The 12,884-nt window shown below is 36.4% G+C and carries 10 protein-coding genes; 9 read left to right on the top strand and 1 reads right to left on the bottom strand.

The genetic code is table 11. From position 1 onward, the window contains the following. Positions 1–141: 141 nt before the first annotated feature. From V7O66_RS03860 to V7O66_RS03825, 8 genes are all read left to right on the top strand, one after another. Positions 142–642: a hypothetical protein gene (locus V7O66_RS03860; protein ID WP_406661659.1), complete on the top strand. Its 501-nt coding sequence runs from the start codon at positions 142–144 to the stop codon at positions 640–642. A gap of 3,382 nt (positions 643–4,024) precedes the next feature. Continuing rightward, a complete protein-coding gene (locus V7O66_RS03855) occupies positions 4,025–5,158 on the top strand; it encodes an MFS transporter (RefSeq protein WP_406661658.1) in 1,134 nt (377 codons plus the stop codon). 87 nt (positions 5,159–5,245) lie between these two features. Then, a complete protein-coding gene (locus tag V7O66_RS03850) occupies positions 5,246–6,667 on the top strand; it encodes an alkaline phosphatase family protein (protein ID WP_406661657.1) in 1,422 nt (473 codons plus the stop codon). 118 nt (positions 6,668–6,785) lie between these two features. Continuing rightward, positions 6,786–7,007: a sulfurtransferase TusA family protein gene (locus V7O66_RS03845; RefSeq protein WP_406661656.1), complete on the top strand. Its 222-nt coding sequence runs from the start codon at positions 6,786–6,788 to the stop codon at positions 7,005–7,007. A 9-nt stretch (positions 7,008–7,016) separates the two neighbouring features. Further along, positions 7,017–7,436, top strand: a complete 420-nt coding sequence (locus V7O66_RS03840; protein ID WP_406661655.1) for a DsrE/DsrF/DrsH-like family protein — start codon at positions 7,017–7,019, stop codon at positions 7,434–7,436. Positions 7,437–7,458: 22 nt separating this feature from the next. Next, positions 7,459–8,628: a cysteine desulfurase family protein gene (locus V7O66_RS03835; protein WP_406661654.1), complete on the top strand. Its 1,170-nt coding sequence runs from the start codon at positions 7,459–7,461 to the stop codon at positions 8,626–8,628. Between the two features lie 10 nt (positions 8,629–8,638). Beyond that, on the top strand, positions 8,639–9,274 hold the full coding sequence (locus V7O66_RS03830; RefSeq protein ID WP_406661653.1) for an iron-sulfur cluster assembly scaffold protein: 636 nt from the start codon (positions 8,639–8,641) through the stop codon (positions 9,272–9,274). 65 nt (positions 9,275–9,339) lie between these two features. Beyond that, positions 9,340–10,089, top strand: a complete 750-nt coding sequence (locus V7O66_RS03825) for a ribonuclease III family protein (RefSeq protein WP_406661652.1) — start codon at positions 9,340–9,342, stop codon at positions 10,087–10,089. Here the strand turns inward: V7O66_RS03825 and V7O66_RS03820 are convergent. Then, positions 10,086–12,068: a PAS domain S-box protein gene (locus tag V7O66_RS03820; protein ID WP_406661651.1), complete on the bottom strand. Its 1,983-nt coding sequence runs from the start codon at positions 12,066–12,068 to the stop codon at positions 10,086–10,088. The genes V7O66_RS03825 and V7O66_RS03820 overlap by 4 nt on opposite strands. Before the next feature lie 222 nt (positions 12,069–12,290). Between V7O66_RS03820 and V7O66_RS03815 the strand changes: the two genes are divergently transcribed. After that, positions 12,291–12,881, top strand: a complete 591-nt coding sequence (locus V7O66_RS03815) for a GTP-binding protein (protein WP_406661650.1) — start codon at positions 12,291–12,293, stop codon at positions 12,879–12,881. Positions 12,882–12,884 lie beyond the last annotated feature (3 nt).

Here is a 12,884-nt window from a genome sequence, read left to right as displayed (position 1 = left end):
CACACCTCTCACTGTTAATCTATATAAATAACATCTTATATATGAAATTATACCTATAAAAAGGTTTTCAAATTTTTATAGTATGAGCATTTAAGTATTATAGTAGAGTTTAACACAATAATACTTTGGTTTGGTGAACTTATGGTATATGAATATGATATTGATAACAGCACACTTTATTTAGATAGTGTGGAACTTCCTCTTCATAGTCAGGAAGAAAATGTTATTGGTACATGTAGTGATTGCAATTCTGATGTAATGAGTGTTAGCTATCATGTCCAGGATGAAAAAACAGTGGTGGGTGCAAAATGCAATGAATGTAACACCATTTATGCTATTATTTATGATGATCAATGGAACTGGCTGGGTGAAGAGGTAATTTCAACAGGTTCAAATCCCAGGCATGCAGATGTAGAAAAGTCTGTAGTTACCATGAGTGTCGATGAACCTGAAGACAGTCCTGAACTTATATATTTACGTTCCATACCTTCCAATAAGCTCAGTGCCGTATTCTCCCCTGCTGAGATCGAAGCGATATTCTCAAAAGCATCAGGGAAGAAATATGTTCGGCAATATCTGTATCGTGCTCGCAAGAAATATCAGAATTTTAATGACCTTTTTGATACTACTCTGAATATTTAATTGCAAATCCTGAAGTGAAAATGTCTAATTGACATTAATACATCAATTAGATATAGATATCATGGTATCTGTTATTATGTAACTTATTTTAGTGACAGTGTTATTTTTATTACATATTTGTTTTTTTTAGAATACATAATAATTTATTTAGTATGACTGATGCCACAACATATGATTAAATATTATAATGATGGAATTAATAATCGCTTGAAAAAACTGAGAGTTACATAATAAATATAATTGCTAATATTACTAGTATGCATATTTGAGTGATTTTATGAAGGTAGAAAAACGATAAGATAAAATTTATAAGCATATATTTATAATAGCATTTTATGACTGAATGGTCTATACTATGCATGCACGAAAGTACATAAATCGAATAGGTCAAAAATCCACCAACAATATAAAAAAATATCACTTACATTGGAAAAACTTCATAGATTATGATGACTTTCCGTTTTGAATATGAATGCTAAAACTCTATTACACGTACTATAAGAATATAGTGTCAGGATCCTAGCTATACTCAATTCATATCTTTTTCTGCAAATAATCGTACGGTTGAAGGTCGAAAACCCCATATTACTATAGTCCATGTAATTAACGTTTGCAGGCAAACATAGAAAAAAGAAAAGAATCCCAATAAAACAGTTTTGTGGTTATAGACTATAAGAATAAAACTTTTTGTGCGCCTGGTATTGTTTTTGCGATATTATATACACAGAAACAGAATCTAGAGAAGTTTTTATTTAATTCAAAAGAAAAGTCAGTTTAAGATTAAATATCTCTTTTTTGAAAATCTGAATGAACCTGCCAAAAAACGACAAACTGTCATAATAAATATTTTATGTCAACCATGTTATTACCATTGGTTATTTGTTTGCTATGGAATATTACAAGACCATGCTTTTTGTCAAGAACTCAGACTTAGAAAATCCACTACTTTGTAAAAAAATATGCTATCCTTCTAGTTGTATTTTGAGTATCCAACCTCTATACTAGCCAAGTCTAAAATACTATTATAAAAATAGTCTTAATTATTTGTTTCCCGATGACTAACTATTAAAAAAATATAATTCAGATGTCTGAACTTTATAAAAATATATTATTTTTATTGAATGTATAAACTAATTTAATCTGTAACACGGAACTTATATAATAAATTAACATTTATACATGGCAACGAACATTTTAAATAAATTAAATATATACACGAGTGTATGCTTATGCCCTGGCTAAAATGTAACAACCATATATTACATCATAACTTATTTTGCTGCGACTTTATGATTCTCAAAATTTCACTCACTTTGACACTTATCGAATTATTTTAAGCGGATGGATTTATCAAAATATGTGTAGTCACACCAAGAAATAATGACATTATTTCAAACCTTCTTATCATATTAATTACTGTGTAATTATCACATTCTTTGAGATCTATTTATTAACTTCTGAATTTTACAACCGGAAATTCACCTGTATCAATAAAGCCAGGGAAACAAAAACACCGGTATTCTTGACTGCTTCCTCTGCATTAATAATGCATTTGTTCCATTTTGTAATAATACACCATTGCCCATATATAAACCTACATTACCATAGGTTATTAAAATCCCACACGAATGTTATTATTTTTGATAAGCATTCATAAAAATATCCCTTTTGGGTCATCGCCCTGAAAAGAATCCCGGGACAATTCCAAATCAAAAATTAAAATTAACCCAAAAGGGCAAATTTCAACATTTCCGCTACATTTTCCCCATTGGGGTGATGAAATTATTTCACAAATTATCATTATGCCAAATAACTGGATGATCATGCTTACTGCCAAAGCTGGTAGATTTGTTTCCAAGATATTTAGTAGAAAAGATAGGTAATCATTCCCTGATTAATTTATATCTCAAAAAACGGAGGATTGTTTTTGAGATATAAATCAAAAATTGGTTGGCGGCAACGAACTAAGATTTTTTCGGTACCTTACTATTTAGACCCCCACTCATCCAGCCCAAATAAGTATACTTTAATTTTATTGTTAATGTTATTTAATTCAATATGTAACAATGTTACTCATATCCTTAGCAAACGAGTAGTTTTTGAAGCTCAGTACGTCTTGAATATGTCTCTACATGTATGATAGGGTATTCTTTGCTCTTCAGTTACAACACTCCATAGTCTTAGTAGAAATACAAAGAATCATTTCCTGAAAATGAAACTATGTATTTAAATTTTAAATTTTGAGTTCCTATTTGGTTATATTTCTACTGAATTTCATTAAAAAAAGATAGCATTGCCATTATTATGCTATTAAATTATGATGTGCTGATAATCAAAAATTCTAAAATTATTTACAGTAGATGTGGGATCAAAACAAGAAACTATTAAAAAATAGAATAATAAGTGTGATGGCATCGATGAAAGAATCGATGCCGATGATGTACCCTCCCAACTAAACATTTTTGAATACATATATATTTAATATTCGCCATATATAAACATGGCCCCTGAAAATCATGTTGCTCTAAGCTTGAATCATGGGCAACAATTGTGCAGAGACAGCAACTGTTATTAAATTTTTAGTATTGCCCCTTTTTTGCACAGAATTGCCATTATTATATTACTATGTTTATTTTTATATTCTTTATTTGGATAGGCTAGCAAATTGAAACTAAATATATATTTATAAAAATAGCCATATTTTATCCACACTTTGTTTATTTTTTAATATTGTAACTCAAAAATATACCACTTTACTATATATGTAACTTAAAATTCATACATGCAAGAAATATTTGTTTTTGACATTTGAATATGTATTTTTTAATTTAATCAATGATACTTGATATACTATCATGCAAATATATTTTACTACAAGCAATGATCTGTTATAAGTTTGGGAAATAACTTAATATCACTCATTATGGACTCTGGACCTCACTAAATATTTATACAGCTTTTAAATGTTTTATAACAAACAAAGCAGTATCATATCGTTTTTAACAAAAATGTATTGATTTTGTATTAACTTCAAATATATGTAAAGTCACAGTTTCCTTATATTAGGAAATGGTTATATATTTGAGATTAACATATAGTGTGGTAATTAGAGGTAATTTATTTCCAAGTTTAAAACAATATAAATTGATATAGACTCTTTATATTATATAGTAATATAAATAAAAATACAAAATTGCATTTTTTATTATACCTATTTGACTATATGCTTTTTTATTTTTGAAAAGATGGAATTATTTCGACAAAAAACTGAGAGTTGAATTCTTCAAACTGTGCATAAATTTGGACATTTTTTGATCTGAATTTTGCCAATAGCAAAAACTATTAACTTTGCATCCTTTTTCTTTAGGGCGCAGGGAGAAAAATGGATAAAAACAGGTTCTTAATATACTCGACAGTATTTCTGATAATGGGTTTATCAGATTCGGTTATTCCTGTACTGCCTGAACTTGCTGCGGCAAACCATGTAACTCACGGTGCTTTAGCCTCAAGTTTACTCTTTTCGGGTTACTTCATCGGGGCGCTAGTAACTATGCTGCCTTTTGGCGTTCTTGTTGACAGATATGATTACCTTAAATTCATAGTCCTGGCAATTCTTCTGACCTTTGTCTCAGGGATATTTTTGATTATCACTGACAACCTGTATCTGCTGATAATTGCACGCTTTGTGGAAGGGTCTGCATGCGGTGCATTTTTCCCGGCAGCCTATGCCATGCTGTCGGAATATGTTGAAAAAAATCGCTACATCAGTGAGTTCAATTTCCTGCTGAATGCCGGTCTTGCACTTGGTGTGGCTATCGCCGGATATCTGGCAGAATGGTCTGTAAGAGGTGGCATCATCCTGTTTACTGCACTTGCGGGAATCATTTCTCTGAGTGGCATATTTACAGTTGTTTTCCAAAAAAAGACAAAGCCTGCCAGAAAAATAATAAATGTCAAAGATGTACCCCAATTCCATCAACTGAGTTCAGTGTTCCTTGATAGAAGATATGCAAGCATCTGGATAACTGCATTTCTCATTTTTGGCATCACAGGTGTTCTAATAGCATTCTACCCGGATTATAGCAAGGACTTTCTTAGCAAGACCGGACTTGGTATTGCAATATCTTTGCTTTATGTAAGTTCCATGATCACCAATCTCGTGGTTGGGAGAATGGATATGCAATACAAACAAATGATCAGATACGGAATAGTAATAGCTTCTGTAGGTACTCTACTATCAATTAAGTTCCCGATAACAGGTTTTGTACTAATAGGGATAGGATCTGGCATTGGTCTGCTTGGTTTGCCAATAGCGGTCACTCATATGAATATAAAAAGAGGACTGGCAATGGGATTTTTCAACACATGCACCTATGCTGGCCTGGGATTGATGCCTATATTTTTCGGCTTGTTCCTGGATAGATTGGGGTTCCAGCTTATTTTCTCCATAAGCGCACTGGTCCTGTTCCTATCCGTGTTCTTAAAAAGTGGACTGGAAAAGGAGTCAGGACTTTAACGACATTTTTTAAAAAAATGAGAACAAATAGAAAATTTATTATGCAATTCCCATATGATTTGTGCTATGTCCCATAGCCAGCACCGAGTGAGAATTGCACCAGCCAGATATTTGATTATTGCAATGATCATTTTCGCATGTATTTTGCCTGCCAATGCAACAATTGTTGACGTATCCCCCGTAGATGCCCCCCAGGGAGCTGTCATTCTTATTATGGATGGAGTGAGCTCCTGTTACATTTATCCAGAATTCACACCTTATGCAATTGATGGTTCGATCCTTGACAAAGCAGAAATAAAGAACATGTCCTTTATATTCGGACAGAGTTGCAGGGTTCTGGATGTCACCGCACCCCAGACATACACAGAGGCTGGCCACTCCGTTCTGGTTACCGGATATTCAAAGGCAATAGGCGAACTTGTGGAAGGGTCTGAGACAACAATATACGATGTGGCGCATGATTACGATTATCTGACCTTTGCGATCATGGAGAAAGGAGACTTTGCAGCCATGTGCAATAAGCAGGATGTTGTTGTTCATGATGTTGCGAATTCAGTAAACAATCCGGAAATGATTGTTAAAACAAATGTTCATTCCGCTGAAAAGAAGCAAATTTCAATGGATATGGCATCACTTTTGCAGAATGAAGCATCACTTATTCACCCACAGTTACAACACTATCCGGAAGGTTCACAGGAAAGATATGACGCCTACAACCGCTGGGCAATTGAAACAGCGATCAAGGCCATTGACTTCATGAGTACGGAATATCCGAATGAACATTATATCCTTACCATCAATGTCGGAGCCACGGATTCGGCAGGTCATTACAAAAAAGATTCAGGATACATAGCAACCATAGAAGGCGTAGACTCCAGTTGTGAACCCCTGTATGATATTTGTAATGAGAACAACCTTGCCTTTTTCCTGACAGGAGATCATGGCATGGCATTCCCAACTAAAGACTCCCGTGGAGGACACCAATCCAAAACTTATTCAGTTATAAGAGAAGCCCAGAAAGTCCCTTTTTCGGTAGCTTCCCATAATGTGGAAGCAGGACTTATCAAAGGCGAATATGGTCAGGAGGATATCGCCCCTACGATCCTGTCAGTCCTGGAACTTCCGGATGAACTCAGAATATCTGATGGATCTGAAATGCCCGTGAAAGAACACACGAGTATAAGCGTGAAGGCATTTGATGAAGGCGACATCCTGCTTCTGGAAAACGGAATTACACGTGGACAGGCAAGCAATACTAATAACTGTCTTTTCAGGGGAGTTGAGGTCGGATCTAATTATACCATTCGATTTTTGCAGGCTGGAGATGTGAAAAATGTGATTGAAAAAGAGATCCATCTCAAAAAAAGTGAGAACATAGTTTTCAATTCACATGAGAATAAGCAGGAAAGCAGCATTGACTTGAATTCACGCCATATTATCGGAGGAACACTCATAGGACTGATCAATGTCACAGGGCTTGCAATGATACGAAAGGTCCTGAAAGAATGAAGTAACCATCCAAAATTATGCCCCTTACTATCAAAGAACAGTAACATTGTTAAATAGTCGGAGATAATACTATTATGTATAATGTCCGAATCCATTTTCGGATATAAGGGGAAATCGTATGACTGAAGTGGAAGTCGATGTAAGGGGCCAGACCTGTCCGGTTCCTCTTGTAGAATGTCGTAAGGCGTTAAGAAAAGCTTCTCCGGGAGATGAGGTAGTTGTTGTAGGCACACACCCTGCCTCCAAAAAAGAGATACCCATGGCATGCAAATCCCTGGGACTTGAAGTCATTGACATTGAAGAAAAGAATAATGAGTGGAAGATCAGAATTAAAAGGTAGGGGTAGCCAGTGTCTGATAAAGCCGTTATAGTTGTCCATAGTGGTGACTTTGATAAAATTTACAGTGCTCTGATAATAGGTAATGGTGCGCTTGCAATGGGAATGGATGTTTCATTATATTTTACATTCTGGGGATTGCAGCGCCTTAAGAAAAATGGCCTTGGAGCAGGTCCATTATCCAAGATGCACATGTTTGGTCTTGGCAAATGGATGGTCAAAAAGAGAATGCAGAAAGCAAACGTTGCCCCCCTTAAAAAACTCATGGAAGATTTCAAGGAGCTTGGGGGCAGGATAATTGCCTGCGAAATGACCATGGAGATCATGGGGATCAAGCAGGAGCAGTTGCACGAGGAATGGATCGATGATTTTGGTGCGGTAGGCACCTATATCTATGAAGCAAAGGATGCGACTATTACACTTTTTATTTAAGTAGCCAGAACGGAGTGAAGAGATGTTTGGAGAAATGATATACCTAGATAATGCTGCCAGCACACGTTTGGACGAGAAGGTCCTGGATGCAATGAAACCATATTTCTTTGATACTTACGCAGTTGCAACATCTGAATTTGGCTATTCCATGGGAATCGATGCCAAAGAAGGACTTTTGAATGCGCGTGAAATTATTGCCAATTCCATTGGTGCTTCAGCAGAAGAGATCGTGTTTACTTCAGGAGACACCGAGTCAAGCAATATGGCCATAAAAGGTGTTGCTCAGGCACTACAGAGTAAAAAAGGAAAGCACATAATAGTTTCCAAAATTGAAGATTTTTCTGTTCTCAATACTGCAAAGATGATGGAAAAGCAGGGTTTTGAGGTAGATTTCATCAGTGTGGACTCAGAAGGTCTACTTGATCTGGAAGAGCTGAAAAATACCATCACTGACAAGACCATTCTTGTATCCATACAGCATGCAAACCAGGAAATAGGAACCCTTCAGAATCTGGAGGCAATTGCAAAGATCTGTAAGGAAAAGGATGTGTTGATGCATACCGACGCCACTCACAGCTATACCAGAGTTCCAATCGATGTCAGCAAGATTCCTGTGGATCTTATCACAATGTCATCACACACCATTCATGGCCCTCGCGGTGTCGGTGCCCTGTACATCAGAGAAGATACCCCCATCACCAAATGGATGGACGGAGGATACCAGGAATCTAACCGGCGTGCTGGTCTTGAAAATATCCCCGGTGCTGTTGGCTTTGCCAAAGCGGTGGAACTTGTAACTCCCGAAGAGACAAAAAAGCTGGAAGAATTGCGTGATTACACCATAAAGAGAGCCGAAGAAGAGATCCCTCATGTGACACTTAACGGAAGCCGGGACAAAAGAATACCACAAAATGCCAATATCACTTTCCACTATGTTGAAGGTGAATCCATGACACTGCATCTGGATATGCGTGGTTTTGCCGTAAGCACCGGTTCAGCATGTTTCAGCCGTTCCCTTGAAGCAAGTCATGTGATCATGGGTATTGGCGGCGACCATGAAAGAGCACATGGATCCATTCGTTTCACATTTGGCCGCTACAACAGCAAAGATGATGTTGATGCCATAATAGAAGCAATAAAAGAGATCGTTGCACAACTTAGGGCTATAAGCCCCCTTTTTGAAGGTAATTAGAGGTGATAAGATGAAGTTCCCATATAGTGAAAAAGTTCTTGAGCATTTCAAAAACCCGAAGAATGTCGGTAAAATAGAGGAAGCTGACGGAAAAGGATTGGAAGGCAGTCCTGCATGTGGTGACATGGTTGCGGTTTACCTTAAAGTAAACCCGGAAACCACAGTGATCGAAGATATAAAATTCGAATCCTATGGCTGTGCATCCAATATAGCAACTGCTTCCATGATCACCGAAATGGCCAAAGGCAAGACTCTCGAAGAAGCAAAAGCAATCACATGGAAGCAGGCAACCGAAGAGTTGGGAGGACTCCCATCAGTAAAAGCACATTGTTCAGTTCTGGCTGTTGAGGGCCTCAGGGCTGCGATTCGTGATTATGAGGAAAAGCATGGACTTGTCACTGAGAACGAGCCTACAACAGAGGATATTGTAAGAAGCAGACTTAAGCATGTAATGAATCCCATGGCAGGTCTTGACATAGTTCGTACTGAGCTAGTACTTAAGATCGAAGTGAAGGAAGGGGCTGTAAGGATTCTCCTGGATCTCCCCTCAACTCACCAGTTTGCATCTGCAATTAAGGAAGATGTCCTCGAAAAGATTGAATCTTTGTGGGATGTTAACGAAGTAAAGGTTGTCTTTACAGAGTGAGTAAAGTCTGCCTTTTTTTATTTTTTATAGTAATCATTTAATATTCGAAAACTAATTATGATATCGTGAAACTCAACGATGACCTGACTGTGAACTCGGATGACCTGGAAACTTTCCAGAAAATTATTAATGTCCAGTTCACAGACTCTCGTTTTTTGATCCAGGCATTGACACACGGCTCTCTTTTTAATGGCGATAGTGAAAAACTGGACATTTTCAAGAAGCGAAATAATCTCGAAGAAAAAGACTATGAGAAACTGGAATTTCTTGGCGATTCAGTTCTTGGTTTGATCGTTGCAGAATATGCATATTATGACAAGAAAATTGATGAATATACTAAATCAACAGGTAAGTCCATAGAAGGCGTTTCAACTGATCTTAAAAAAGTACTCGTTTCAAATAAGAGTCTCAAATCAATTGCAAAAAAAATAGACCTTGAAAACTATGTCCTGTGCGAACCACATGTCAATATTGATGGCAAGTTACCGGACATTATAGAAGCTCTCATTGGTTCGATCTACCTTAATAATCATGGTTTTTGCCAGGTAAGAAAATTTGTTTATAGCTTTTTTGACCTTGAGAAAGCATTGGATAAACTATCATCTTTAAACCCAAAAGGCAGACTAAAAGAAATATTCGATAAGCAGGGATCTGATTTTGAATACAGGATATTATGCGAACATGGAATGGACCATGAAAAGAGTTTTACTGTCGGTCTGTTCGTGGATGACAAACAAAAATCAGAAGGCTATGGAAAAAGAATAAGAGATGCAGAAAAAGATGCTGCAGAAAAATACCTGATAACTTCAACTTAGACATCTTTTTCATTTGAGTTCACAGGAAGAGTGAACGTAAAATCACTGCCTTTACCAAATTCGCTTTCTACCCACACATCTCCACCGTGAAGTTCAACCAGATCCTTAACAAGTGAAAGTCCAAGACCAGTGCCATCATATTGTCTGGATGTATCGGAATCTATCTGGCTAAAAGGCCTGAACAATTTATACTGATCATTGGAAGAAATTCCTATTCCGGTATCCAGGACAGAAATTACGATATTGCCATTTTCATTTCTTGTCTTCATTTTAATTGAGCCATCGTCCTCTGTGAACTTGACGGCATTGCCAATGAGGTTGTACAATATCTGCTTGACCTTCGCCTCATCTGCCTCTATAAGGTCAATATCATGCCCGAATGATACTTCCATTTTTATATTCTTCTTTAAGGCCGGAGGCTGCATAAGGGAGATCATCTCATCAATAACATTGCTGATATTCAATTCATCCTTGTACAATCTCATCTTTCCAGACTCTATTTTTGAAATATCCAGGATAGTATTAATTATATTCAGCAGATGCTTGCCACTATTTGAAATATTCTCAATGTATTGAATCTGTTTCTCATTCAATTCACCAAAATAGCCTTCAAGCAAAGTGTCTGAAAAACCTATTACCGAGTTCAAAGGTGTTCTGAGTTCATGGCTCATGTTTGCAAGGAATTCGCTTTTTGCACGATTAGCGTTCTCAGCAGCGATATTTGCCTGCAACATCTCCTGCTCATTTCGCTTTCTCTCGGTTATATCACGTACAATTCCAACAGCACTCCATTCTCCCTTTAAAATAATCGCAGAAAGGGATAATTCTATTGGGAACTCTGTTCCATCTTTCTTTTTGGCTGTAAGTTCCACAGTATTTCCCACAGCTAAACCTTCTCCGGAATACCTGAAATTGGAGAATGAGCTTTTGTAGATCTTATTGTACTGTTCCGGAATAATAAGAGAACGTATTTCTTTGTTGAAAGCCTCATCAGATGAATACCCGAACATCTTTTCTGCAGCAGGGTTCCAGAAAGTTACGAGCCCACCATTATTAATCGCTATTATTGCATCATTGGCAGATTTAGTGATAACTGAAAATTTTTCTTCACTTTCTTTCAATGCATTTTCTGCCATTTTACTCTCATGAATATCGATAGCCAGTTCAAATCTGACCATACGACCATCGGGCCATTCTATAGCTCTATCTATACAACGGTAAAATCGGTTATTCTTAATGTTTTGATATTCCCAGATATAACTTTTTCCAAGATACTCCCCAAAAATCTTATCGTTTGTACAAAATGAACAAGGAGAATCCTTATTTTGGAATACTTCATGGCATTTTTTACCAATGATATTTCCTTTGTTAAATTGCCTTGTAAAACTGTTAGCAAAAAGTAATTCATGAGTTTTAGGATCTGAAACGTAGATCATTTCATCAATGGACTCAAAGATCGAGAGCATTTTGTCATGCTGCTTTATGAGTTTTTCTTCTGCCTTTTTTCTATCAGTGATGTCACGACTAATACCTATAAGTCCCATCATATCCCCATCAGGAGTATAAAGAGGAGCTTTTAGTGTCTCATATAGAAAAGAACCTTCAGGGAATTCAAGCCATTCCTCATTGGTCCGTGGCTTCCCCTGTTCCATCATTTTAAAATCCTGTTCCCTAAAAAAGTCAGCAAGTTCCCTGTCAAAAATATCGTGATCAGTTTTACCTATTATGTCTTCATTGGGATAGTGAAGGAAATGTAAGAAAGCAGGATTGCAGCCAATGTATTTACCATCCTTGTCTTTACAAAATATAAGATCAGGAATTGAATGAAGTAATCCTTCAAGAAAAATCCTTTTTTCAGATGACTCCTTTTTATTTTGTTGTTTATAGGAATTAAATAGTGCTTCTTTTTTCCCTAATTGAGATTTCAAGTCACGAATTTCATCAATGAGTTGTTTTTTGGACTTTTCTTCGTATCTCATAGGATCATCTCAATAATTAGCACAAAATGGAATGTTATGAATTAGATATTAGATTATAGTACATCATATATTATTGTGCTATTCGAATTTTAGTATATTGTTTAAAATGATATTCTCCAGATATATTAAGTCATCTATTGCATCAAAGAACTATTGTAAAGCCAGTGGACCTATGATAATATTATAAGTAATGCAGTTCAATTATTTTTAAGGAGGGTTTTCATGCGAATTATCATGGTATGTGGTTTTACAGGTTCAGAAAAGAAAAATACTCTTTTTGCAATTGGAAATGAGCTTAATTCAAGAGAAAAGAAAGTGGCTGTAGTTATAACTGAAAATGAGGATAGTGAAGATAAAAGCCATGTCAGTGCAGATTCCGGGGTCGGGGTCAGGGAAATGATCAGCAGTTGCGTCCCATGCAGCTTTTTATTCGACCTGATGGCCGAACTGCAGAAAATAAATGAACTGTCCGCTTTTGATCATGTAATTATAGAGCTTCCATTCAATTCAATGCCTGCTGAAGTAAAAGAAGGTCTTGAGAACCTTGAATTTGAAGACATGTCATTCGCACCAATAATTAATGTTGCCGATGCCATGAATATGGAAAGTGATGTAGAACTTATCCCGAAGATTATTCGCAATCAGATCATAGACTCGGAAATAATATTCATCACTGGGGACCTGGCAGGTTCCGAAAAAGTGGCGGCTTTAAGCAAAACACTTGGAAATATCAATCCGAATGCGGAAATATTAGAAAACTCCACAGACTCTGATGACGGAATTGTTGGTCTGGCGGATATTATTACTAAGTGAAAC

It is taken from the genome of Methanolobus sp. ZRKC3 (assembly GCF_045291275.1).
In the GTDB taxonomy this organism is placed as follows: domain Archaea; phylum Halobacteriota; class Methanosarcinia; order Methanosarcinales; family Methanosarcinaceae; genus Methanolobus.
The sequence above is the reverse complement of the archived record's forward strand: the minus strand, read 5'-3'. Positions and strand labels throughout refer to the sequence as shown.

Excerpts from the sequence above, each read along its gene's own strand:
- V7O66_RS03830 (WP_406661653.1), top strand. The coding sequence starts at position 8,639 with ATGAAGTTCCCATATAGTGAAAAAGTTCTTGAGCATTTCAAAAACCCG.
- V7O66_RS03815 (WP_406661650.1), top strand. The coding sequence starts at position 12,291 with ATGCGAATTATCATGGTATGTGGTTTTACAGGTTCAGAAAAGAAAAAT.
- V7O66_RS03835 (WP_406661654.1), top strand. The coding sequence starts at position 7,459 with ATGTTTGGAGAAATGATATACCTAGATAATGCTGCCAGCACACGTTTG.
- V7O66_RS03820 (WP_406661651.1), bottom strand. The coding sequence starts at position 12,068 with ATGAGATACGAAGAAAAGTCCAAAAAACAACTCATTGATGAAATTCGT.
- V7O66_RS03845 (WP_406661656.1), top strand. The coding sequence starts at position 6,786 with ATGACTGAAGTGGAAGTCGATGTAAGGGGCCAGACCTGTCCGGTTCCT.
- V7O66_RS03860 (WP_406661659.1), top strand. The coding sequence starts at position 142 with ATGGTATATGAATATGATATTGATAACAGCACACTTTATTTAGATAGT.
- V7O66_RS03855 (WP_406661658.1), top strand. The coding sequence starts at position 4,025 with ATGGATAAAAACAGGTTCTTAATATACTCGACAGTATTTCTGATAATG.